16 protein-coding genes and 3 pseudogenes are annotated in these 23470 nt (G+C 62.4%); 8 read left to right on the top strand and 11 right to left on the bottom strand.

Features of this window, described 5'->3' with window-relative positions; genetic code table 11:
* Positions 1 to 114 precede the first annotated feature (114 nt).
* Both EHO51_RS18225 and EHO51_RS18220 read right to left on the bottom strand, forming a co-directional pair.
* The gene (locus EHO51_RS18225) at positions 115 to 1458 is read right to left on the bottom strand and encodes an IS1380 family transposase (RefSeq protein ID WP_124740287.1); all 1344 of its coding nucleotides are present in this window, start codon (positions 1456 to 1458) and stop codon (positions 115 to 117) included.
* A 63-nt stretch (positions 1459 to 1521) separates the two neighbouring features.
* Positions 1522 to 2451, bottom strand: a complete 930-nt coding sequence (locus tag EHO51_RS18220; RefSeq protein WP_124740286.1) for a Vgb family protein — start codon at positions 2449 to 2451, stop codon at positions 1522 to 1524.
* Positions 2452 to 3105: 654 nt separating this feature from the next.
* Here EHO51_RS18220 and EHO51_RS18215 point away from each other — a divergent pair.
* Both EHO51_RS18215 and EHO51_RS18210 read left to right on the top strand, forming a co-directional pair.
* Positions 3106 to 3426 (top strand): hypothetical protein, encoded by a 321-nt coding sequence (locus tag EHO51_RS18215; protein WP_124740285.1) that lies wholly within the window; start codon positions 3106 to 3108, stop codon positions 3424 to 3426.
* Between the two features lie 430 nt (positions 3427 to 3856).
* Positions 3857 to 5479, top strand: a pseudogene (locus EHO51_RS18210) (ISL3 family transposase).
* A gap of 21 nt (positions 5480 to 5500) precedes the next feature.
* Here the strand turns inward: EHO51_RS18210 and EHO51_RS18205 are convergent.
* The 7 genes and pseudogenes from EHO51_RS18205 to EHO51_RS18170 form a co-directional block, all read right to left on the bottom strand.
* Positions 5501 to 6002 (bottom strand): annotated as a pseudogene (locus EHO51_RS18205) (plasmid partitioning protein RepA); the annotation flags it as partial.
* 401 nt (positions 6003 to 6403) lie between these two features.
* The gene (locus tag EHO51_RS18200) at positions 6404 to 7354 is read right to left on the bottom strand and encodes a DUF2493 domain-containing protein (protein ID WP_124740283.1); all 951 of its coding nucleotides are present in this window, start codon (positions 7352 to 7354) and stop codon (positions 6404 to 6406) included.
* A gap of 320 nt (positions 7355 to 7674) precedes the next feature.
* A complete protein-coding gene (locus EHO51_RS18190) occupies positions 7675 to 8709 on the bottom strand; it encodes a DUF7146 domain-containing protein (protein WP_245435027.1) in 1035 nt (344 codons plus the stop codon).
* 12 nt (positions 8710 to 8721) lie between these two features.
* Positions 8722 to 13185: pseudogene (locus tag EHO51_RS18185) on the bottom strand (strawberry notch-like NTP hydrolase domain-containing protein).
* Between the two features lie 115 nt (positions 13186 to 13300).
* Positions 13301 to 14140: a DUF7007 domain-containing protein gene (locus EHO51_RS18180; protein WP_124740281.1), complete on the bottom strand. Its 840-nt coding sequence runs from the start codon at positions 14138 to 14140 to the stop codon at positions 13301 to 13303.
* A 98-nt stretch (positions 14141 to 14238) separates the two neighbouring features.
* Positions 14239 to 16362, bottom strand: a complete 2124-nt coding sequence (locus EHO51_RS18175) for a ParB/RepB/Spo0J family partition protein (protein WP_124740280.1) — start codon at positions 16360 to 16362, stop codon at positions 14239 to 14241.
* Positions 16363 to 16445: 83 nt separating this feature from the next.
* Positions 16446 to 16685 (bottom strand): hypothetical protein, encoded by a 240-nt coding sequence (locus tag EHO51_RS18170; protein ID WP_124740279.1) that lies wholly within the window; start codon positions 16683 to 16685, stop codon positions 16446 to 16448.
* 193 nt (positions 16686 to 16878) lie between these two features.
* On the opposite strand from EHO51_RS18170, the gene EHO51_RS18165 reads away from it, so the two are divergent.
* Positions 16879 to 17145, top strand: coding sequence for a hypothetical protein (locus EHO51_RS18165; RefSeq protein ID WP_124740278.1), 267 nt, complete (start codon positions 16879 to 16881; stop codon positions 17143 to 17145).
* Between the two features lie 44 nt (positions 17146 to 17189).
* Here EHO51_RS18165 and recD2 read toward each other — a convergent pair whose 3' ends face one another.
* Both recD2 and EHO51_RS18155 read right to left on the bottom strand, forming a co-directional pair.
* On the bottom strand, positions 17190 to 19373 hold the full coding sequence (recD2, locus tag EHO51_RS18160) for an SF1B family DNA helicase RecD2 (RefSeq protein WP_124740277.1): 2184 nt from the start codon (positions 19371 to 19373) through the stop codon (positions 17190 to 17192).
* 137 nt (positions 19374 to 19510) lie between these two features.
* Entirely contained in the window at positions 19511 to 20095 is a 585-nt protein-coding gene (locus EHO51_RS18155) for a DUF7713 domain-containing protein (RefSeq protein ID WP_124740276.1), read from the bottom strand.
* Positions 20096 to 20333: 238 nt separating this feature from the next.
* Here EHO51_RS18155 and EHO51_RS20605 point away from each other — a divergent pair, with 238 nt between their 5' ends.
* The 5 genes from EHO51_RS20605 to EHO51_RS18135 all read left to right on the top strand — a co-directional run bounded on the left by EHO51_RS20605 (position 20334) and on the right by EHO51_RS18135 (position 23256).
* Positions 20334 to 20477 (top strand): hypothetical protein, encoded by a 144-nt coding sequence (locus EHO51_RS20605; RefSeq protein WP_164479469.1) that lies wholly within the window; start codon positions 20334 to 20336, stop codon positions 20475 to 20477.
* Between the two features lie 259 nt (positions 20478 to 20736).
* The gene (locus EHO51_RS18150) at positions 20737 to 21573 is read left to right on the top strand and encodes a phospholipase D-like domain-containing protein (RefSeq protein ID WP_245435025.1); all 837 of its coding nucleotides are present in this window, start codon (positions 20737 to 20739) and stop codon (positions 21571 to 21573) included.
* 141 nt (positions 21574 to 21714) lie between these two features.
* Positions 21715 to 22359 (top strand): S24 family peptidase, encoded by a 645-nt coding sequence (locus EHO51_RS18145; RefSeq protein WP_124740275.1) that lies wholly within the window; start codon positions 21715 to 21717, stop codon positions 22357 to 22359.
* Between the two features lie 161 nt (positions 22360 to 22520).
* On the top strand, positions 22521 to 22778 hold the full coding sequence (locus tag EHO51_RS18140; RefSeq protein WP_124740274.1) for a hypothetical protein: 258 nt from the start codon (positions 22521 to 22523) through the stop codon (positions 22776 to 22778).
* Positions 22779 to 22923: 145 nt separating this feature from the next.
* The gene (locus tag EHO51_RS18135; protein ID WP_124740273.1) at positions 22924 to 23256 is read left to right on the top strand and encodes a cupin domain-containing protein; all 333 of its coding nucleotides are present in this window, start codon (positions 22924 to 22926) and stop codon (positions 23254 to 23256) included.
* The last annotated feature ends 214 nt before the right edge of the window (positions 23257 to 23470 follow it).

Raw genomic sequence — 23470 nt, 5'->3', positions numbered from 1 at the left:
TGTGATCCGAGGCGTGCAGCATGGTTCGGCTCCTTTTCGCCGTCGTTCAGGTCATGACTTTTGCAAACGCGCTGGAGGAGAAGGAACGGATGAACGCGGCGGACGCCCCGGCCTTCACGGCCCCTGCGGCGCGAGCGCGTTGGGCAGACCGCGGAACAGATCGGCTTCGGGACAAGCGGCGGCGAAGGCGAGGCGCACGCGGCTGGCGGTCTCGATGACGCGGGCGGCGATCTTGATCAGGCGCAGGCGCAATGTCGCGAACTCGGCCCTCGCCAGGTCGCGCGTCGTGGGAATGGCGTCGCGGACCGTAAGCATCAGCCAATAGGCGCCGGTGTGCAGGACGAGGCGCACCTGATTGGCGATTGGCGAGCGACACGATGTGCGATCGGAGGCAAGCTGCGATTTGTGCAGCTTGATCAGGTTCTCGGCCTGACCGCGCGCGCAATAGAGGCTGTCGTAAAGCCATTCCGCCGAGCCGTCCGCGAGATTGGTGACGACGAAGCGGATGTCGAGGCCGAGCCGCGTCGCCTCGATGCGGGCGATGGCGCGCCGTTCCCTGTCCCAGGATTTGGCCCTGTGCCGCGTCTCGGCGTAACCGCGCACCACATCCTTGTCGTCGATGGCGCGCTCGGTGCGAACGGCGTCCGCCGTTTCGTCCACCTTCTTCGACAAGGGCTTCGTGCCGGGAAGGCCGAAGACGTAACCGACGCCGTGTTCCTCGCACCACGCCATTGCCTCCGGTCGCGCGTAATGCCCGTCGCCCCGAAACAGGATGCGCGTCTTCGGCCAGCGCTTGCGGATATGCCGCGTCAACCGGCGCAGAAGCGCGCGAACCTCGACGCCCGACGGCGTCTTGCCGGGCCGCAGCACGACCGCGACGGGCCGGCTTCTGTCGGTGTCGTAGACATGGATCGGCAAGAAGCAGCGCTCGTCGTAGTGGGCGTTGAACAGCGAGAGCTGCTGATGCCCATGCACGACATCGCAAGTGTCGTCGATGTCGAGGGTGACGGACGCGGGCGCGCGTTCATACGAGTCCATCCATTGGTCGACGAGCGCATAGCTCAGCCGGATCGCGTCCTTCAGCGAAGGCGCATTCTCCAGCCGCGACAGGGTTGGTTGCGAACAAAGATCGCGGCCCGTATCGGGCAGCCGCCCGCAAGCGAGCTTGAAGGCTGGATCGGCGCGCAGAAAATCCAGATCGTCGGCATCCTCGTAGCCGCACGAAATGGCGAAGATGCGGGCGCGGATCATGTCGGCGAGGGTGTGGGTAATCCGCGCGGGATCGCGATGATCGGGAAAGCAGCGCGCCAATCGTTCGGCGACGCCGAGGCGATGTTCCGCCATCGACAGCAACATGACGCCGCCGTCCGAGGTCAGGCGACCTCCGTCGAAATCGGCTGTGACTTTCTTGCGCGCGACGGTTGGAAACGAGAACGGCAGGAGATTATCGTCTGTCATGGCGGGCGTGGCTGGCGCGGCGTGTGCAAAGGGTTGGCTTAGACACCAGAATCCTACGCTCTATCAGCGGTCTACGCCACGCTCGCCAGCCTCAATACACACGCGCCGTGAATAAGAGCGGCTAGGCGTCGGCGCCATGTTGCGGACCACGCCCCCGCCCGAGGGTAACGGCCACCGCTCGAATGTCTGGCTTTTAGGATCGAAGCGCGTCAGCATATTTGGCGAGGCCGCCGACTCCACGTACCAAATGACGTCGTCGACGACGGCGATGGCGTAGGGGCCGGAGTCTCGCCCGCCGGGCGACGGCCACTCCGAGACCTCGCCTGTCTTCGGGTCCAATCGGCCGAGATATCCTCTGGCGTAGTCCGTGTACCAAATGGCGTCGTCGCTCGCCGCCGCGATCCTCCGCGGGCACGCGTCGAGATTCGGCAGGGTGAATTCCTCTATCTTCAACGTCACCGGATCGACGCGGGCGATTTTGTTTGAGCCGAACTCGGCGAAGGAGGGAACCCCTTTGGAGTTCACCAGCAAGCCATAGGGGAGAGAATGGGCTGTCGGCGACGGGATGAGTTTGATGTCGCCCGTCACAGGATTGAGACGGCCGAGCATGTTCCCGCCGATGACGGTGAACCACAGGATCCCCTTCTGGTCGAAGACGGGAGTGTGAGGATCCCGGGCCGCCGGGTCGGGAAGCTTAAATTCGCGAACGTCCCCGGTCGTGGGGTCGAGCTTGCCGATGTACCCCTTGAAGCTTGCTGTGAACCAGATTGCGCCATTCGCGTCAGCGACCAGCCCATGCGGCCCCGAGTCGGGCGTTTTCAAACGGTATTCCCGGAACTGCCCGGTCTTTGGATCGAGCCGCCCGAGAAGATCGGCCATTTGGCCGGTGTACCAGATGGCCCCGTCGCTCGTCACAAGCGGATCGTGCGGGTGCGCGCCAGCCGTGGGCGTGCGCCATTCCTTAATATCGACGCGAACGTCGTCGCTCGCCATAGCAGCGGTTGCGCCACCTAAAGGCTCTGGTTTGGCGTTTGTCGCGGTCCTTACGAGGCGAGGCCTGCTATCGGCGTCGCAACTCGATCTATCCCAGGTCGGGCATGCCAGCTCGACAGGCGGAACGCTCGCAAGGCCCGGCGGCGAATAAGCGGCCAAGGGGGCGACGAAGGCGCTAGCAGCGAAAACCAAGCTTGGGAGAGAGAGCATGTTCGCGTCCGGAGCAGTTGCCTCCCGCAATTAGCGCTCGCGTGGGTCGTATCAATTTGGGCTCTCAATGCGAACGGCTGCGCTGAATCAATGCAACGTCGGCCTCATCAGCAATGCAAACGCCGGTCTCTGAGCTTTACGGCGAGGGAAGGATGGGTCCCCTCTGGCATGCGCACGCTGCTTGGCGCAGACACTAACGAGAGCAAGTCTCGACGAACGAGCGGCGCTGGCCCAGCGCCATTCCGAGAAGACGGGTCTCGGAAGGAAAGGCCGGCAACCGCCAATAGGGCGCCGCCGCTGTCGGCGCTCTCGCAGCGATCTCGCCGATACGGGCGTCGGCTGGAAAACGCACCAAATGCAAGGGGGATTCTGCCAGCAATCACATGACTGCTTGGCGAAAATGCTGTAGCAAACATTTCGTCCACGCAAATACTGGGGTGCACAATGGCAAGAAGAACGACTGCGAAGAAGACCGCGCGCAAAGGCGCCACGAAGAAAGCCGCTCGGAAAGTCACTGCGAAGTCTGCTGTTAAAAAAGCCACGCGCAAAGCGCCGGCAAAGAAGCGGACCCGTAACCCCCTCGCAACGGCGACCGCCGCCCATCAGGTGGCCGAAAAGAAGCTCACTGTCGCCAAAAAGGCTTATGATCGCGCTGTCGTCGCCGAGGCGCGCGCCGCCGAGAAGCTCAAGAAAGTGAACGAGAAGATTGCGCAAAAGGCCGTAAAGCAGCGGCCTTCAACGGCGTCTGATAATTCTGAGACGTAGGGACTTAAGTTCCACGGGCGAAAGCGACATTCGCCAAGGTGATTTCAGAGCCCGCCGCTTTTTCCCGGCGCAAGCGTAGGGCAGGCGAAAGAAGTCGGCGGGAAGCGAGCCGTTTCTGGCGACATCGCTGCTCATTACCTCGACGGAAAATCACTGGAGCTTTGCGGCCGGAAACCCGCGCTCCGGGGAAGGGTGGAAAGCAGCCTGTAAGAAGCTTAAGTCGGGTACGTGAATAAATCGGTGCGCTTGGTAGGACGGCGATGGTAAGCCCTGAAGGCTTTCTGGTCTGGCTGACGGCGGCATACTCCCTGGCGACGCCAATCATCGCAGCCGTATATTGGCGCAGCTACGGGCCTGCTAACTTTTTGTGGGTCTTCCTCACTTTCTGTTGCGCCTTGATCGATTGGGAACGAGGCCATAGCTTGACCGCGTGCCGAGAAAATCGATTTGGTCCCTTGGAGAGGGCGTACGAGTTTTAGACGCGCAACAGATTGATGGCCAATGGCTGATATCGGCGATGGCCATGGGGTCTGGCGCCTGCCCAGACTGCGGAAAGCGATCGATTCACCGACACGGCTGGCATGAGCGGTATCTCCAAGATTTGCCGGCGCAAGGCACCCCCGCAACTGTGAAGCTCCGTCTCCAGCGCTGGCAGTGTCGAAATGGAGCCTGCAAGCGTAAGACCTTCACTACACAGGCGCCCGAGGTCGCGGATCCTCGAGCGCGCCGCACCGCTCGGGCGACGGAAGTCGTTTATCTTTTCGGCCGTGGCGTGGGCGGGCGTCCAGGTGAGCGTTTAATCAAGCAAATCGGCATGCCGATGAGCGACGATACGATCCTGCGCTGTCTCAAGCGACGGGTGAAGGCGCGCGGCTCCGAGAGGAAAACGCGAGTCGTCGGCGTCGACGATTGGGCATGGCGCAAGGGTTCGACTTACGGGACCATCATCGTGGACTTGGAACAACGGGAGGTGGTCGATCTTTTTCCGGAGCGCGCCGCCGGCATGACAGCAGATTGGTTCAAGAAGCATCCTGGTGTCGAGATCATCAGCCGCGATCGCTGCGGTTCGTTCGCCCAAGGCGCGCCGCAGGCGCGGCAAATCGCCGACCGTTTCCACATTGTGCAGAATCTGCGCGAGGCCATTCAGGTCCAACTCAGCCGCGCGCCCGGGTTTTGCGCGCGTCCTTTGTTGCCGACGGACGGCGAAGAGGTCGCCAGCGTGAGAGATAAGCACGGCGGCGCCGAGCACCGCCGCCTCACCAGAATCGCGAACCAACATTCAAGGCAAGCGGTTTTCGACCACGTTCGCGCGCTTTGGAAGGAGGGCCGAAATGTCCGTGAGATCGTGCGACAAACGGGGTTCGATCGCCGCACGATCGCCAAATGGATCCGAGCCAGTACGCTTCCCGAACGGAGCGCTTCGGCGCCTAAGACGACGTCGCCGCGACATTTCGAAGATTATCTATCACGCCGCTGGTCAGAAGGTTGCGTGCGCGGCCGTCGCCTTTTCCAGGAAATCAAAGCGCGCGGTTAAACAGGAAGTTTTTCAAACCCTGAGCGACTTTTGGCGAAATGGCGCAATCCGAAAAGAAAGACGGTGAATTTGAAGGCCACGACGGCTGTTCCGAATCCACGACCTGTCGATCCCGCGACGGGACGTTCGATATCGCCAATCGTGGCTGCGGCGCTGTGCATCAAGCCGCGGGGAATGCTGACCGCCAATCAAGCTGCGAAAGTCGATGCGCTGAAAAGGGATTGGCCAGAGTTCGCCACCATGCGTCGACTCGCCATGCGATTTAGGGGCATGCTAAAAAGCAAGAGCGTCGGTAAAATCGGCTCGTGGCTGAAAGACGCTCAGAAGTCAGGCTTGTACGCGATGCAACGTTTCGCGCGCACGGCGCAAAGAGACATCGACGCGGTGAGAAATGCGATCACTGAGCCTTGGAGCAACGGCCAGACGGAAGGACAGATCAATCGTTTGAAAGCGCTAAAACGAACGATGTATGGTCGAGCTGGACCAGAACTCCTCCGGGCGCGCTTGCTTCCTGCGTAGTGACTGCCGCAACAGGAAGTGAGGAAGAACCATGAAGTCCGAGATAGTGAGCGAGATGAAGGCTCGTGGTGGTCTTGGCGCTTCCGCCCTTGAAATTCGCGATTGCTACGATCTGAAGGTGTTCGCCAGGGCGGCGACGCGGCAAAAATCGCGACGCCTCGGATGGCTTCTGATCAGCGAACAACCGCCGGAGTTCATTGATCTGGGCGAGAGTATAGGCTCGATGATTGTTCTCAAGACGCGCCGGGACCGGGCCCTTACCTTCGATCGACATGGCCTTCAGCGTGGATTCCGGGATCGAGGTAAGCTTCGAGACCTCGTTCGTCATGAAGTAACGGAGACCCTTTTTGGCATGAGGCGGATACATGCGTTCCCGTAGGGATTGCATCTGGCTCGAAAGCACGCCGGCGTGCCGCACAATCCGCTCCGCTGGGTCCTCCTTCTTTGGGATGTGTCGCAAAGGTTCAGCGATCGTCGTCGTCGTCGGTCCTCTCTGACGGGCTAAGGGCGCTTTGACGCCCATTGCCAGTCAGCGTTAGGCCATGATTCTCTTTCTTCGTCCAGCGTTTTTAGGTTAACGCACTATTAACGAAGGCTGTTTCGACTTCGGGCAACGTCCCCTGCGACAGAACCTTTTTATAAGCGTTTTCAACCATCTTAGGCCGCCAATGACGGCGATCAAAGTACTCGCAAGACGCATGAAATCTGGTGGTAATCTCTTCCGAGCGGCCCGACTTTGCCGATGGCATGATCGCATTCGACGAACGGCGGGCGGCGCTGTGTTCAGTTTCGATCGAGGCGCAGCAAGGCGAATCGCACAAGCCGGCGGTGAGGCCAAATTGCTTCCCGCCAAGCAAAGGATAATCTGGCACCGTGCAGCCAATCTGCGGAACCGAACGGCGCCCAATTCCGAGATGACGGCGCTCATGCGCCCTCCTTCCCGAACCGCCACACGGGGATTCCCATCTTGCGAGCCTTGTCGGCGAGGTTCTCGACGATGCCGGAGCCTGGGAAAACGATGATGCCGATCGGTAGGGTCTCGAGCATGACGTCGTTGCGCTTGAAAGGAGCGGCGTTCTTGTGACGGGTCCAATCGGGTTTGAAGGCGACTTGCGCGACCTTGCGATTGTCGGCCCAGCAGGCGGCGATGCGCTCGGCTCCCTTGGGACCGGCGCCATGGAGCAGAACCATGTCGGGATGCTTGGCTCGAACCTTGTCGAGCGTCGCCCAGATGCGGGTGTGATCGTTGCAGTCGGGGCCACCCGCGAATGCGATGCGAGAGCCCGCTGGCAACAGCACCTGCGTGTCGGCGAGTTTCTTCGCGTTGAGAAAATCGCGGCTGTCGATCATCGCCGAGGTCAGAGCCCGATGGTTGACCATTGAGCCTGAACGCGGGCGCCAGGAGGAGCCGGTCTCGGTCGAATAAAGTTCCGATAGCTGATCGCGAAAGAACTCGAAAGCGTTGCGCCGCTCGACCAACGTGAGCCCTTGCGCGATCAGACGTTCGAGTTCGACCGATCGAATTTCCGAGCCGTCCTGTTCGGCCTGGGTCCGGCGCTGCGCGACCTCATTGTCGTCGAGATCGCGGCCGATGCGATCGGCCTTGCGGTGAAAGAGATTGACGATCGACCAGAGGAGATCGGGAAGATCGGCTTCGAGGCGGGTGTCGGACAACAAGCCCGACAGGGTTTCGACGACCGATTCGAGAGCAAGCGCCGCAGCGTCGGAAGAGGGCAGGGGACGCGGATCTGGATCGTCCTCGAAGGGGCGATAGCCGTGCAGGGCGAGTTCGTCGAGAAGATGCGAAGAGGATGATCTCGCGTCGTGATCCGAGAGGTCGGACTCGAAGGGAAGGGAAGTGATCTCGTCATTCATGGCGTTTCTCTTGGGCGGAGGCCGCGCCGATCGCGGCCTGACAGCGATCCCAAAGCCACGGGCGGACCGCGCCGCATCCAAAGGACCGAAGCGAAGCGCAGGACGCGAGGCGCCGACTTTTTTGGCTCGCGAGGAATGCCCGGCGCGAAACGCGCCGGGCAGGGAAAAAAGTCGGCGCCTCGCGTTGCGGCAAGCGGGCCGCTTGTGGCGACATCGCTGCTCTCAAAGGCCGTCGCGCGGCCCTCTCGCCAAGAGCAGACGCTGACGACAGAAGAGAGAAGCCAGCCCCACAGTCTCGGCCGGGCCGAAGCAATGGTACCCTATTTGTTCTTTTCGATGTTGCCCGTCCGGAGATCGGACCCGAGCATTGCGGCGAGGCGGCGCTGAAACCCTTCGCTCGACATGCCGCGCAGATCGCTGTTGAAGTCGGAACGCAGCGACGTGATCGTCGTCGCCCCGATGCCGAGCACCTCGGCTCGCTCGCTGAGTCGGCGCGCCGCTCTCCATCCGGCTGCATCATTGTCGCAAGCAACGATCAAACGACGCAGCCCCGGTGGGAACTCCCAGGCGGCGAGATGGCCAGCGGAAAGCGCGGCGACGATGGGCAGATAGGGCAGGGCGCTCTTGAGCGAGAGAACCGTCTCGATCCCTTCGCCGACGAGAACGACGTCGTCGATTATTCCGAAACGAACGCCGTTGCCAAGAATGGCGCCGAGGGAACGGCGCGGGGTGGGAACCGACGCCTTATCGTTGCGCGTCGGGTCGAGAAAGGTGCGGTGCATGCCAGTGATCTCGCCACGATGATTTGTGACGACTGCGATGAGCGCCGGCAACTTGCGACTGGAAGCGCCCGGGCACTCGCGGTAAAAGAGCGCGGGATGATAGCGCAGCGACGTTACGTCGAGATCAGCGGTGATTTTTCGGGCGCGCAGATAGGCTTCGGCCGGCGTTCCTTGGATCGGCCGTGACGCCGCCCATATCCTCCGGGCTGTAGCGATCGTGTCGCGATCGGAGAATCGTTCATTCGATCGCGTTGGCGGCTCGATGCGCGGTTGTTTCAAGAATCGCCGCGCCTCGTTGAGCGTTTCTCGAAACGACCGAAGATTTTCCCGCGCCGCGATGAGATCGAGCAGATCGCCATATTGGGAGGTCGCGGAGTCGACCCAATTGCCGCGCGCGCCCTTGCCGGAGAGCGGGCCTTTGAGCCGCACATAAAGACTGCGGCCCGCATGGTTGTTCACGTCGCCAACGGTCCAGTAATTACCGGACCGACAGCCATTCGAAAGGTAGTGCTTGCAAACGGCCTCGACCTGTTCGGCGAGACCGCGCGACAGCGCCGCGGCGGGACGTTCCATGATCGCCCCCGCTCAAGCGTTCGCGCGCGTTGCAGGCGCGACGCGGAGCAGGGGGAAGAGATCGAGGATTTTCGCGATGACGCCCGCCGCTTTGTCGCCGAGCGGCACGAACAGCCGCAGCTTCCAAGCGATGATTTCGGAAGACAGCCCGAGCGCCTTCAGCCGATCCACCATGCTGTCCGAAAAGCCGATCAGTTCGAGCCGCTGGCGGTTCATCACGAGCGAGCGCTTCAGAACCAACCCATCGGCGAGAATGAGACTGGCGCCGTCCTGCATGACCGCGGCGATCGCGTGGTCTGGCGACAGGGCAGGGGTCGCGGCGCCGAGGTTCTCGCCGAGAACGGCGGCCGTCGCCGGCGACGCCAGACGACCGATGATCCGCTCCCCTTCGTCCGTTTGCAGGCGATAGACGCGCGCGGTCTCGTCGGGCAGGCGGTTCCAGACGGGTAGCAGCAGGCCGGTGACGATATGGAATGTGCTCTCGGTGAATTCCGGGAGGGCGGCGACTTCGGCCTCCCATGCTTGCCGGAACTCCTGGCTCGTCGCCTCGCGCCAATGCGAGCGCTCCAAGGCTTCGACGCCGATCAATTCTCGATGGGTCGGCCGCAACAGCCGCACCCGCGTTTGAACCGTCCCGTCATCCTGCATCAACCCGGACGCCGGCAGCTTGACGGCGGCCCGGCCCGATTGCTCGTTGACCATCAACCGGGATTTTTGGGACGCCGTCGCGAACTCCAAAGCGACTTCAAGCGACGTCACGCGCGTTCTGTCCTTGCGCGCAATGGTGACCAGCGAGGTTTGCGCGCCGCTCCGCTCATGGATAGCGATCGTTCGGCGATCGATGACGACGAGGCTTTCGGCGGTCACCGTTTCGATGCCAATGTCGAACGAGCCGGCCTGAATGGCGCCCTCGATCGAGGCCTCCATCAGCCCTTCGAAAACCTCGAACAGCCGGTTCTGCAGTCCGATCGGCAGAGCCAGGATGCGGTTGAGGAATGTGGTGATCGGCGGGAGTTCTTCCTTGAGCGTTCCGTCCTGGTCGGTGAGGTCGAGACCCGTCGCCTCAACGAAACGCGTCAGCGAACAGCCCTCGACCTTGCCGGAATAGAGCAGCTGGTAGAGCTGACGCAGCGCAATGCGGCCATAGGCCGATTCCAGATTATCTTCGGGCCGGAACAACCCTTGCCCGCCGGTCTGGCGCTGACCGCGCGTGATGGCGCCGAGTGTGTCGAGCCGCCGGGCGATGGTGGATAGGAAACGCTTCTCGCCCTTCACGTCGGTCGCCACGGGACGGAACAAAGGCGGCTGCGCCTGATTGGTGCGATTGGTGCGCCCGAGCCCCTGAATGGCGTTGTCCGCCTTCCACCCCGGCTCCAGCAGATAATGGACGCGAAGCCGCCGGTTCCTCGCGCTCCGGTCCGCGTGATAGGAGCGCCCGGTGCCGCCGGCGTCGGAAAAGACGAGAATGCGCTTCTCGTCATCCATGAAGGCTTGCGTCTCGCCGATATTGGCGGAGGCGGGACGATTTTCGACGCAGAGACGATCGGAGCCGTCGGCATTGGTCTTACGCACGATGCGCCGCGAGCGGCCGGTCACTTCCGCCACCATGTCGGCGCCAAAACGTTGGACGATCTGGTCGAGCGCGCCCTGCACGGCGGGCAGCGCCGCGAGATGCTCGATCAGGCGATCGCGCCGCTCCGTCGCCTCGCGCGAATGAACCGGCTGGCCGTTGTCGTCGACGACGGGCCGCGATTGCAGATCGCCGTTGTCGTCGGAATAGACCTCGTAAAGCTGCGTCGGGAAGGAATGGGCGAGGTAGTCGAGAACATACTCGCGAGGAGAACAATCGCACGATAAATCGCCCCATTCGGATGTCGGGATTTCCGCAAGGCGGCGCTCCATCAGCGCCTCGCTGGTCGAGACGATTTGGATGACGGCGGCGTGACCGCTTTCCAAATTCGTCTCGATCGAGGCGATCAGGCTCGGGACCTTCATCGCCGTGATGAGGTGATTGAAGAAGCGCTGCTTGTTGGATTCGAACGCCGAGCGCGCGGCGGATTTGGCGTTGCGATTATAGGCCCTGCCGCCCTCGCCGGTGATGTTGGCGGCCTCCAATGCCGCGTTCAAATTGTTGTGGATGATCTCGAAGGCGCCGGCGTAGGAATCATAGATGCGGATTTGTTCAACCCCGAGCCGATGCTCCAGCATCTCTACCTCGACGCCGGCATAGGACAAAGCGCGGGACGCATAGAGCCCGAGCGCCTTCAGGTCGCGGGCCAGCACCTCCATCGCCGCGATGCCGCCCGCCTCCATGGCGCCGACAAAATCCTGGCGGGTGGCGAAGGGCATGTCAGTCGAGCCCCACAATCCGAGACGCGCGGCATAGGCGAGATTGGCGACCGTGGTGGCGCCTGTCGCCGAGACGTAAAGGATGCGCGCATCGGGCAAGGCGTTTTGCAGCCGCAGGCCGGCCTTCCCCTGCTGGGACGCCGCCTGGTCGCCGCGTTCTCCCTTGCCGCCGACGGCGTTGGCGAGCGCATGCGCTTCGTCGAACACCACGACGCCGTCAAAATCCGCGCCGAGCCATTCGACGATCTGGTCGAGACGCGAGGCTTTCAACTTTCCGTCACGCCCCTGCCGCTCGTCGGAGCGCAGCGTCGCATAGGTCGTGAACAGAATTCCCTCGTGGAGCCGGATCGGCGTTCCCTGCTTGAAGCGCGACAGGGGGACGATCTGGAGTTTTTCCTGGCCCAGCGCCGACCAGTCGCGCTGCGCGTCTTCGACCAGCTTGTCGGATTTGGAAATCCACAGCGCCTTGCGCCGTCCTTTCAGCCAATTGTCGAGGAGGACGCCGGCGACCTGGCGTCCCTTGCCGGCGCCGGTGCCGTCGCCGAGATAAAAGCCGCGGCGAAAACGAACGAATTTTTCCGCGTCGTCGGGCGCGACGTCGACGCAATCGAAACTTTCATTCACGAGAAACGATCCGGCGAGATGTCCGCCATGCGCCTCGCCGGCGTAAATGACGCTCTCCAGTTGCGCGTCCGAAAGAAGCCCGGAGTCGATCACCGACTTCGTTTGATGAGGACGATAGCCGGGTTTCGGCGGCGCGACCGAGGCCATGGCGGCGGACTGCACCAGCGTCGTCGGATGCGGCTTGGCGCCAGCGATCACGATCGATTACACGGCGTAGGACTCATAGAGCCCGGCGCTGAGTGACCCGCCTTGCGGCGTCTTCCAATCCCTCGTCTCATAGGCGAGTTCGACGATCTCGCTGGCGAGCGGCGACGAGAGGGGCGTGGGCCTTCCGACGCCGGCGACGTTCGACGAACGAGAAGACACGCGATCCGAACCGCTGAACGATCGCAAATGCGAGGAACGGGGAAACGCACTCGACGCCACCGGTTTCGACGGGGCAGGGGAAACGTCGCCGGCGCGATCCCCCGTGGTGAGCGCCATGCGCGGCGGAATCTCGCGCTGAACGAGTGACAGCAATTCTTCGAGGGTGGCGATAGGGCCGAAGCCCTGTCGGAACTCGCTCGAATTTCCGGCAGGCGGCTTGTCGAAGACGGTGAGGCGGCTTTCGACGCTCGTGCCGTGCCGTGCAAAGAACCCGCGCGATAACGACGCGGTGAAAATAAGCCGGCCCTTCTGTTGCAGGCGCTCGAAGCCGGCGCGCCAGGCCGGCGAGGTCGGCGAAAAGCTCTCGCCCGTGATGGCGACGAGACGGCCACCTGGCAGCAACCGCGCCAAAGCCGAGCGCAAATGTTCGAAGGTCGCCGCCGCGTGCCTCCCCTCGATCAGGGGCGACGACGAAAAGGGCGGATTCATCAAGACAACGGTGGGGCGAAGATCGGCGTCGAGCCGATCATGAAGCTGCGCGCCGTCGAAGCGGCTGACCGCCGCGGCGGGAAACAAAGCGCCGAGAATCTCGGCACGCGTCTCGGCCCATTCATTGAGAACGAGCGTCACTCCCGCGAGCTCGGCGAAGACCGCCAGCATTCCCGTCCCGCTTGACGGCTCCAGCACGACGTCGTTCGAAAAAATCCCGGCGGCGAGGCTCGCCACATAGGCGAATTCCAGCGGCGTCGAGAATTGTTGCAGAGACTGGCTCTCTTCAGAACGCCGGGTCTGCGTCGGCAGCAAACCGCCGATTTTCGAGAGCATCGCCAGCACGCGCGACGGCTCGTTGTTGGCGCGCGCCATGATCGCGGGGCCATAGCGACGCAGGAACAACACCTGCGCCGCCTCGCAGGCTTCATAAGCGTCCTTCCACGCCCAAGCGCCTTGCGCATCGCTCGCGCCAAAGGCGCTTTCCATCGCGGCGCGCAAAATCGCGGCGTCGATTGCTTGGCCCTTGGCGAGATCGGTGACGAGCGCCTGCGCCGCCATCATCAGGGCGCGAGGCTTGTCGTCGGTGGAAAAGGAAAGTTCGGCCTGTTCGGATCGAGCAAGGGCGGCGGCATGGATCGGGCTCATCAACTATCTCCGGGCTCATGTGAAACCGGCCCGGAAATCTCTCTCTTCAACCTTCCGGGCTCGCCCGTCCCGGCAAAGCCCTTTTCCTCTCCCTTCCCATTCCCGACGCCATAATCTATCCAACCCGGCCGATGAAGCTGCTCGGCCCGATGTAAGTTTCGTGTCGCGCCGGATCAATCACGAAACCATGGCGGCCGGGATCATATTCCACGTCGGACACGAGAAAGCGTCGCTCCCTTCCGCGGCGATCGCCGCCGATGGTCGCCACGCATTCAACGAAGCCCCGGCGTTGTCGCGAGGTAATGGCGGAGATCACGATCCAGTCGGACGCGTGATCCAGCCGAAATTTGCGCGCGTCCTTTGTGCGGGATTCCCCAGGACGAAGGACCACATTGTTGACGATCTCGTAAGACTCGGGTTCGCCAGCGCGCAAAGTTTCATCGGCGCATTTGCGCTCATAGTCGGTGAAGAGACGCGGAAACGTCGCCGCGACTTTCGACCACTGACTGTCTTCCTCGTAACACCCATCGGCGTTGCGATAGGCCGGATGAACGAGGGCGTTGCGCTCCTCATCGAGACGGAAGCCGCCGTGCGAGGCCGTCGAATGACAAACGACGCCCTCCTCGTACGCCCAAGACATCTGCGCCGTTCCCCATGGGGTGACGGCGTGTGTTCTGACTTCTCGGCGATCGAGCCTCAGCAATTGGCGCTGGTGATCGGCGAGTTGTTCGACATGTCGACGAAAGGCGGCTTCGTCTTCGAGCAGACGACCGAAGATATAGAAATCCGATGGGCGCCATTCCTCGGGCGGCTGGTCGATATGACGCGCACTGGCGAGAGAGACGCCGCCGGTTTTGGAAGGCAGAGCGAGGAAGGCGCGCTCGCCGAGGCGCGCCGCGAGAAATCCGTCGCGCGTGCGATGGAAGGAGATAAGAGATTGATCGGCAGAGTTCATGAGAGGGCTCCATCATGTAAAAAGCCCGGCGCGAAGGCCGGGCTCCTGGTGAGACGGTAGACGAGGCGAGCGGCCGTGGCCGCATTGCCCGTGTGCGATCATTCCGCCGCGATTGCCGAATGCTCGGGCTCTTCGGATTCGGAGCCCATCGGAATGTTGGCGCCGTCGTCGTTCTCGACGTCTGCCAGAAACGCCGGCAGATTGACGTCATCGATCGCTGCTGGCGAACCCGCGCTCGCCGAGCCGCCGTCTTGCAGCAGGGCAGGGGCGTCGAGATTTTTTGTGCGCAAAATCTCTGGCAGCCAGCCCGCGCCCTGGAGCAGCCTTTCCGCCTCCGCCGCCATGTCAGTTTTCCTGAGATGGTCGATCATCTGCGCGGTCGCTTCGCCCTTCGCCTCGCGCACGGCGGCGAGAATCTGCGCCTTGGTGACCTTGCCGAAATAACTCTCGACCGTCGGGCTCCAATAGGTCGTCATGTCGAGCGTCCGATGTTCGGCCAAAAGATCGGCATGGACGAGAGCGCGCGGCCGCCGGTCGTGAGCGAGATGCAGCGCATTGACGCTCAGCCCGACACAATGGGCAAAGAGCGAAGCGCGACTCTCCCCGTCCAGTTTCACCAGCCAACTCCAAAGATCTTGGGATTTCTCCGGCAGTCGCAATTGCCAGCGCCCATGCGCTTCACTGATCGCCCGCGCCGCCGGCGTATCGCCGAGGCCGGGCGCGTGTGAGCCGAGCAGCACGCTCTTCGCATCGATTTCGACGCAAGTTTCGAAGCCGCCAGCGCCATAAAAGGCGTTCAGCGCCAGCGCATGAGCCGCCGCAAGAAACGCCGCATCGGGATCGTTCGCCAACGCTTCGCGCAGCGCCAAGGTGCGATGCGCGGTCAGCTCGCTCAGCAAGCGGTCGGAGAGTTTCGGCGAGGTTTCCATCTCGTCGTCGAGGGTCGAAGACGAAGACGCGGACGATGACACCGCTTCCACCCCCACGCCAGCATGCGAACCACATTGCGCATTCGGCGATTTGGCCTCCGCGGCGGTCTCGCCGGGAGCGGCGGGCGCCTCGTCTTCCGGGCGCACAAACCCACGTTCGACCTTCAATGCGCCGGCATGATCGATGCTGACGAAAATTCCGGCGCGGGCGATCTCGGCTGGATCATAGATCGCCGGACGCTCGTCGACGGCCGCGATCACCTGCTCGAGTTCGGCGAGCCTTTGATCGACCTCCTCGGGAAGATCGTCGGCCCCCTCGTATCCCTCCGACAGCGAATTATATTCAGCGAGCGCGGCTTCATAACTTGCCTGTTCCTCGTCTGAAAGAAGCGCGTTACTCGCGGGCAGCCGCCGCAGGCCATTGGTGTGGCCATAGGGAAAATCGATCGAAAATTCCGACCATTTCCAGCCCTCGGCGCGAAGGGCGTCGGCCGCCTCGCTGAGTTTTTCGCGGGCCAGGCGATCGAGCAGCGCCACGTCCTGGAGCCAGCCGCCATTGTCGCTGGAAAAGAGATCGCGGAGCACGATCCCACCCGCCGCCTCGTAAGCCTCCATCCCGACGAAGATCGCGCGCTTGTCGGAGGCCTTGACCGCCCCCTCGGTCAGCATCCGCCGAATCATAAAGGGTTCCTTGCTGTAGGAGCGCTGAAGCGCCTCCCAGACCTGTTGCTGGAGCATGTGGTCGTCCGTCACGCAAAAGGCGCTGAGCTGGTCGAGGGTCAATTGTTCCGCGACATAGAGATCGAGCAGCTTTTGGCTCGCCGCCGCGAGTTTCAGGCGCTGGCGGACGACCTGCGGCGCGACGAAGAAACGGGCGGCAATCTCGTCGATGGTCACGCCTTGGTCATGCAAGGTCTTGAACGCCCGGAATTGGTCGAGCGGGTGCAGGGCCTCACGCATGGTATTTTCGGCGAGCGAGTCCTCCTCCTCGATCCCATCCGTCTTGACGATGCAGGGAACCGGCGCGTTCTTGGCAAGCCGTTTTTGCTTCACGAGGAGTTTCAGCGCCGCGAGTCTGCGGCCGCCTGCGCTCACCGTGAATTTGCCGGTCTCCTCGCCGCCTTGGCCAACGATCGGCCGCACGCTCAGCGACTGCAACAACCCGCGCCGGGCGATATCCTCCGCCAGCTCCTCGACGCTCACCCCCGCCTTGATCCGCCGCACATTCGCGTCCGACGCCACCAGCCTGTCGAGCGCAATGTCCCGCGCTCCCACCAGCGTGATCTTCGACATATGTCCAGTCTCCGCGACGGGCGGGTGAAAGCCTCTCTCTCCCCCTTTTTCCCGTCAACGAAAACCGAACCTTCCTCTTCCTCTCAGGCCGCCCCGAAAGAGTCCGACCAGAATCTGTCCGCTCCCGCCGCTTCGAGCTTGCGACGATAGACGACGATGCGTTTGACCGCGGCGATCGCCGGCCGTCCGAGACCGAGCATGGTTTCGACATGACTGAGCAGCCGCGCCGGTCCGACAATGGCCTGCTCGACTACCGCGGAGCCTGGACCGGGATGTTCCGGCCAAGCGCCGTTGTCAGCGAACCATGCGAAGGCCGGGTCCATGGAATCAGCCCCGAAACGTTAATGCTCAACGTCCGGCGAGCACCCTGCTTTGGCAACCCCTTTGCTCACGAAACCAGTGTTGAACACTGGCGTAAAAAGGCTACGCCGTCCCAAAAAGCATGTTAGGCTCGAAAACCGCTGGACGACAAAACTGCATCGATGAGCCGGTATCGGTTCATTGGAATTGGAATGCGTGGGTCACCGGCCAATGCTCGTCGGTTTTCTCTCCCGCCATCTTCGTCGCCGCGCGGCGCTTTCCGCCGCTATCGAAGCGGAAGCGGACGCGCTGATCGGGGCGCACGGCGACGGCGCCTATCAGCATGTCCGCGAACTCTGTATCGCCATCGGGTCGGGAACGAATATCGACTCCGCTCATGACGAGGCGTTTTACCAGCGGGTGCGAGGGCGAATAGCCGAGAAGATCGGACGAGCAGTCGGACAGGACACGACGAGAGATTGAGTGAATTGCCGCTTCGCGGATCGAGCGGCCAACCGGCCAAAAGCTCAACGTGCCGCCAGCCACTCACGCAGTTTTGTCCACCTCTTGCGTCGGCCGCCGCTTCGCACCGCGATCGCCATCGCTCGTCGCTGACCGACGATGACGACAAGACGTTTGCCGCGCGTGACGGCCGTATAAACGAGATTGCGCGCCAGCATGGCGTAATGCTGGGTCGCGAGCGTGATGACGACAGCGGGATATTCCGAGCCCTGCGACTTGTGGATCGTCGTCGCATAGGCCGGAACCAAGGCGTCAAGTTCGCCAAAGGGATATTCGACCTCGCGGCCATCGAAGCCGGCGACGAGCAGGCCCTCGACTTCATCGATGCGCAACACGGTTCCAAGGTCGCCATTGAAGACGTCGCGATCGTAATCATTCTCGGTCTGCATGATCTTGTCGCCGGGGGCGAAGATCGAACCGAATTTCTCGATCTTCGCCGGCGGCGCGGGATTGAGGGCCTTCTGTAAATCGGCGTTGAGCGATCGCGCGCCGAGCGCGCCGCGCTGCATGGGGCAAAGCACCTGAATGTCCCGGATCGGGTCGAGGCCAAAGCGCCGCGGAATTCGATCGCGCACGATTTCCACGACCTTGGCCACTCCCTTCTCGGGGTCGTCCGCATCGACAAACCAGAAATCCGAATCCTCGCCGCGCTTGGGCCATTCGGGCATCTCACCGCGGTTGATCCGGTGCGCGTTGACAATAATCCGGCTCTCGGCCGCCTGACGAAACACCTCGGTCAGCCGCGCGACCGGCAGCACGCCGGAATTGATGACGTCGTCGAGCGCCTGGCCCGGCCCGACCGAGGGCAGCTGATCGACATCGCCGACCAAGAGGAGTGCGGCGCGGATAGGGATCGCTTTGACGAGCGCGAACATGAGGGAGATATCGACCATGCTGGTCTCGTCGATCACGAGCAGGTCGCATTCGAGAGGGTTCTCGACGCCGCGCCGAAAGCCGCCGGTCTTGGGATTGATTTCCAGCAAGCGGTGAATGGTCTTCGCCTCGAGGCCGGTCTGTTCGGCCATACGTTTCGCCGCGCGTCCGGTCGGCGCGGCGAGCAGGATTTTCGTTCCCTTGGCGGCGAGAATGCGCAGGATCGCGTCGAGCAGCGTCGTCTTGCCGACGCCTGGCCCGCCGGTGATCACCGCCGCCTTGGAGCGCAGCACCGTTTCGATCGCGGCGCGTTGCGACGCCGCGAGCGTCTTGCCCGTTTTCTTCTCGACCCAGGGAACAGCCTTCTCCACGTCGATGGACGGCCAGGGCGGCGTTCCCCTGACCAGCGCCAGAATTTGTTCGGCGACGCCTCGCTCGGCGATGTGAAGCCCGCGCAGGAAGACGCAAGGCTCCGCGCCGATCGTGTCGCCGACCACTTCGGCGCCGGCGAGTTCGTGATCGAGCGCCGCCCTCACGATTGCCTTGTCGACGTCGAGAAGCTTGGTTGCGAGGGTGACGAGGTTATCGACCGGAAGTCCGCAATGACCGTCGTTTGTCGCCTCCTGGAGGGCGAAGGACACGCCGGCGCGCATCCGCTGCGGCGCCTCGTGGCTCATGCCCATTTTCATGGCCATGGCGTCGGCAGTGCGAAAGCCGACGCCTCGGATGTCGCGGGCGAGACGGTAAGGGTCCTCGGTCATCACCTGAATGGCGTCGTGTCCATAAGTTTTGAAGATGCGCACGGCGCGCGACGTGCCGACGCCATTGGAATGCAAAAACACCATAATGTCGCGAACGGCCTTCTGCTCGGCCCAGCCGGCGGCGATCTTCCCCGCACGGAACTCTCCGATCCCCGACACATCCCTCAGCTTCTCGGGGCTCGCCTCGATGATTTCGAATGTGCCTTGTCCGAACGCGTCGACGATTCTCTTTGCGAGCTTGGGCCCGATGCCGCGAACCATGCCCGAACCGAGATATTTCTCGATGCCCTCGGCCGTGGTGGGCGGGGTGGTTTTGAGCAGATCGGCCTTGAATTGAAGCCCATGCGTGCGGTCGGTGGTCCAGACGCCGACGGCGTGAATGAACTCCCCCGCCGATATCGAGGCGGCATGTCCGACGACAGCGACGAGGTCGCGCTTGCCGCGCACCTTCACCTTCAGGACGGCGAACCCATTTTCTTCGTTGTGAAAAGTCACCCGTTCGACGGCGCCGACGAGCGTTTCACGCGAAGTGGTCGTGTCAGCTACCGCCCGCAAGGCGTTCCCTGCCTCCAATGGATTTGCCCGGGCGGATTATAGCAAGCCGTGCCTACGACGCCGCGCCGATTGGGCGCGTCAGCCGGAAAGCGGCTGGTGGCTGCCGGTGATGGATCCCATGGGAGCCGCGCGGGAGGTCAGATTTCCTCGCTCTTGTCGTGGATTTCCAATTTGAATTGGAAGCCCTCGAAACCCGCGATCATTCGGCCGAATTCCTCCCAGGAAACCTCTCGCCCGTCGATGACGAGGAGTGGCGCGCGTCCGTCTTGCGCCGCGTCCCAATCGATCAGCCCTCGAACGACTTTAGCTTCTGCAATTTGCAAACCATACTCGCCGTCGTCGATGTACTTTACCGCGAGAGCGCGTCGCATCTTTTCGATCAATCGGCCGAGCAATGCGAGCAGGTCTTCCTCAGGTTCGGCGATAACCTGGAACTGATAGCCCGCCGGATTTCCGTCGCGAAGTTCGAAGGCGTCCAAGGCGACGCCTACTCCAAACATAAAAGTACGGAAATGAAATTCGTGAGGTTTGCCCACGCCGTCGGTCAGCCGCACGGGTTCGAAGTCGACATGCTCGAAGTCGTCGAGACCAGCGGCTGTCGCGGCCTCGGTATTGAAACAGCGGCGGCAGAGCTGTTTGTATCCCATATCCATCGAGCCGTAATTTACGGTCTCGAAGCTCGGCGTCCGACGGCCACAGCCCTCGCACTTGATTTTCCGCATGGTTTCGCCCCACCGACCGCCGATAATTCCAGCCCCTCTCGAAGACGGATCTTAAAAGGGTGGCTCGAGCAAACCAATTCGCGCGAGAGGCTGGCCGAGCGAGTTTCGCGCAGGAAAGCCGCGGCCGCCCCGACGCCTCTCGATCCATGTGGACGACGCCGGAGAACAATCTTCGAGCCGCTCCGGCCCACAGAGAATCATGTTAACTTCGAGCGTTCTCTCAATCCCGAGGACTGCCATGACCACTGGAAAGAAAGTCGCGTCCGACGCGGCGAAGACGCTACGCGATCCAAAAGCCACGAAGAAGGAAAAGGAGCTCGCGGCCTCGGATTTGGCGCAGGCCAGGCACAAGCCGAAGAGCCCGGGCAAGGGCAAGAAGTAGTCGTTCGAACCGAATTCTTGGTTTTGGATCGCCCGCTCGCAACCGGCAGCGGTTTTTTGTCTGTCGGAAGAGCCCCTGTGGGTTCTTCTGCGTGGGAACAGTGGTGCTTGCGCGCGCGCCTGGACGCCACGACGTCGATCGCTGGCTGAGCGTGGCCGCGCCGAGCAAAATGGACCCTCGGCCTTCGCCTCCATCATTTCGCGAATTGCGGCATGGCGCGCCAGGAGATTGCCGGTGCGGTGCGCGGAAAAGACAGGCCATGACGAGCGCCGCCATTTCGCCCTCGGCGCCGGCGCAATCGACCGGCGCTCAGCGGCCTGATCGATATCAAACGCCAAAGGTCATATTGATGGCACGAAATTACAAAGGGTCGATGGCATGGTTTCGAGCGATTCTCGCCGCGGTCGCTATCGCGACGCTTATCCGCATCCCGCCGACGAACGCCGACCCAGTCGAGACGCATTATGCGCCCGGCGAAAATCTCGAACGCGTAGACGCCGCCCTGATCAAATCGGCGCATTTGAAAATCGACCTGACGGCGTTCTCGCTCACTGACTGGCCTATCATAGACGCGCTGATCGACGCGCACTGGCGCGGCGTCAGGGTCCGGATACTCCTCGATCCCACGCAGCGACATGCCATCGAGCGCCTGCGCGAAATCGCCGGCAGTGTGCGCATGAAGGCGCCGGGTCCTTACATGCATCTGAAGAGCTACTCGATCGATGGCCTCGTTCTTCGGTCGGGATCGGCCAATCTGACGGCCTCGGGCCTGAAGCAACAGGATAACGATCTCGTGGTGATCCGCGAAGCGGCGGCGGCGCGCGCCTTTGAGGCCCGCTTCGAGCAAATCTGGTCAGCCGCGCGGCCGATCACGCAAGAAGACCATGCCTTGGCGCCGCCGGCGCTCCAAAACGCCCCCGCAGGGGGCAATTGCAGAATCAAAGGCAACATCAATCGCAAGGGCGAGCGCATCTATCACCTGCCCGGCGAGCGGGATTACGCTCGCACGCGCATGGACAAAGGGAAAGGTGAACGCTGGTTCTGTTCGCAAGAAGAAGCCGTAGCCGCTGGATGGCGAAAGGTGGAAACGCGCTAGAATTCTGGCAGGCTCTGAGAGGCTTCTCTTTGATTCGCCCGCCGCTTGGCTCACGTCTCCGCGTCGATCATGTTCCCATTTGCGCCACGGTTTTGATCGCCTCCGTAAGCGGGAGCACTTCGCCGCCATCCGCCCCGTCCGATGACAGCGCTGTCTCACGCTCAAATCTGGTCCGCGCTCGACGCGTTAGTGTTAGCGCAGCGTTACTCCCTCACCACATCGGGCCTCTCACGCAAGGCCGGTCTCGACGCCACGACCTTCAACCGCTCCAAGCGACGGACGGCGGACGGACATTTGCGTTGGCCGTCGACCGAATCCATCGCCAAAGTTCTGGACGCGACCGGCGCCAGCCTCGACGAATTCATAGCGCTCCTCGCACCAAGCGGCAGCGGCGCGCATCGTAGGCTTCCGCTGATTGATCTCGCCCGCGCAAGCGGCAGCGATTGTTTCGACGATACCGGCGTTCCAGCAGGCTCGGACTGGGACGAGATCGATCTCTTCGCCGATATCGACGAACATTCCTATGCGTTGGAGGTCTCGGGCGAAGCCATGGCGCCGTTCTACCATGACGGAGACACTCTCCTCGTCTCGCCGAAGGCTCCGGTGCGGCGCAGCGACCGCGTGGCGGTCAAAACGGCGGCGGGCGAAGTCCTCGTGAAAAGACTGAATCGGCAAACGGCGCACACCATCGAACTCGAATCCTTCGGAGCGGGCCGGCGAGGCGATCAAATCCTGCGCGCTGAGGACGTGATCTGGATGGCGAGGATTTTATGGGCGAGTCAATGAAAACCGTTCATGTTCGTCCGACCACTCGCCCCAAACGAACGAACCTCGGGTCAGGGCGCGTTCAGCGCACGGAACGACAAACTGAAAAAGAAGGGGGCAGCCACGGCTGGTCGGGCGGACGCGCTTCCGCTATCATCTGGACCCTCTCCGGAGAATGAGGCATGTTCGCGATCCTCCGCGGCGCAAACGGCCGCCGTCACGGAGTCGATTTCCAAGACGATCCCGTCTCCGTCGATGTTTCGATGAGCGCGATCACGGTGCAAATCACCGTGACAGCCGCCGACCCCGCCGATCCAGCCAAAGCTCGTTATTGCACCATTGCGCTGCCTCGCGACGCGCTCCTGGCCGCCATGGCCGCCGCAAGCGTCCAAAAGGCCCCCGACGGCAAAGCTGGATTGCGGCTCGTCATCCCCGAATGATGTGCCTGCAGGCGCGTGATAAAACATGGATCCATTCACGCGAATAGCTAACGTCCCGAAGCTGACGATGTCAGGCCGCGCCAAAATTCCCTCACGCCGTCGAACGACTGCCAAGCCTTGAAAAACTCGCCTACTGTTGGAGCCCATGGTGATTCGAAGCGGCGATCTGTTTGCGGGCTTGGCGACGAGTTCGAGCGAAGAGGAGATCTCGATACTTGCCGACTCGCCGGGTGCGAAAATCGAAAGGATCGTCTCGACCGGTCAGGCGAGCCCGCCCGGATTTTGGTATGACCAGGATTGGACAGAGTGGGTTTTTCTGATTTCGGGGTCGGCCGGTCTCCGGATCGAAGGCGAGGGCCCGCCAAGAAACCTTCGCCCCGGCAGCTACGTCGAAATTCCCCCGCATGTGCGACACCGAGTCGAATGGACGGACGTAGGCCAGCCGACAGTTTGGCTTGCCGTGCATCTGCCGCGATAAAAGCCGACCTGGGAATTCCAAACGCCACGGGTGATCGCCGAGGCTGACTTTGTCAACATTGGCGTAGACGCCAGGCTTCCCTCCGTGCACGGTTGTGGGGGTCAGCGGGGCTCGCCTTCCATCCCGTCGTGAAGCTCGCTCACCGCTCTGACTTTTCCGCATCGCAGAAACAGGGGTGAAAAGAGCCGTCTCGCGCCTGCTGGCGGACAGCGAA

Source organism: Methylocystis rosea, assembly GCF_003855495.1.
GTDB classification, from domain to species: Bacteria; Pseudomonadota; Alphaproteobacteria; order Rhizobiales; family Beijerinckiaceae; genus Methylocystis; species Methylocystis rosea_A.
This window is presented reverse-complemented; position numbering and strand designations above follow the sequence as displayed.

Bases quoted from the DNA above. Each gene is read 5' to 3' on its own strand.
- EHO51_RS18150 (WP_245435025.1), top strand. From the start codon at position 20,737: ATGACGAGCGCCGCCATTTCGCCCTCGGCGCCGGCGCAATCGACCGGC.
- EHO51_RS18200 (WP_124740283.1), bottom strand. From the start codon at position 7,354: ATGAATGACGAGATCACTTCCCTTCCCTTCGAGTCCGACCTCTCGGAT.
- EHO51_RS18180 (WP_124740281.1), bottom strand. From the start codon at position 14,140: ATGAACTCTGCCGATCAATCTCTTATCTCCTTCCATCGCACGCGCGAC.
- EHO51_RS18225 (WP_124740287.1), bottom strand. From the start codon at position 1,458: ATGACAGACGATAATCTCCTGCCGTTCTCGTTTCCAACCGTCGCGCGC.
- EHO51_RS18215 (WP_124740285.1), top strand. From the start codon at position 3,106: ATGGCAAGAAGAACGACTGCGAAGAAGACCGCGCGCAAAGGCGCCACG.
- EHO51_RS18140 (WP_124740274.1), top strand. From the start codon at position 22,521: ATGTTCGCGATCCTCCGCGGCGCAAACGGCCGCCGTCACGGAGTCGAT.
- EHO51_RS18220 (WP_124740286.1), bottom strand. From the start codon at position 2,451: ATGGCGAGCGACGACGTTCGCGTCGATATTAAGGAATGGCGCACGCCC.
- EHO51_RS18155 (WP_124740276.1), bottom strand. From the start codon at position 20,095: ATGCGGAAAATCAAGTGCGAGGGCTGTGGCCGTCGGACGCCGAGCTTC.
- EHO51_RS18135 (WP_124740273.1), top strand. From the start codon at position 22,924: ATGGTGATTCGAAGCGGCGATCTGTTTGCGGGCTTGGCGACGAGTTCG.
- EHO51_RS18175 (WP_124740280.1), bottom strand. From the start codon at position 16,362: ATGTCGAAGATCACGCTGGTGGGAGCGCGGGACATTGCGCTCGACAGG.
- EHO51_RS18190 (WP_245435027.1), bottom strand. From the start codon at position 8,709: ATGGAACGTCCCGCCGCGGCGCTGTCGCGCGGTCTCGCCGAACAGGTC.
- EHO51_RS18170 (WP_124740279.1), bottom strand. From the start codon at position 16,685: ATGGACCCGGCCTTCGCATGGTTCGCTGACAACGGCGCTTGGCCGGAA.
- EHO51_RS20605 (WP_164479469.1), top strand. From the start codon at position 20,334: ATGACCACTGGAAAGAAAGTCGCGTCCGACGCGGCGAAGACGCTACGC.
- EHO51_RS18145 (WP_124740275.1), top strand. From the start codon at position 21,715: ATGACAGCGCTGTCTCACGCTCAAATCTGGTCCGCGCTCGACGCGTTA.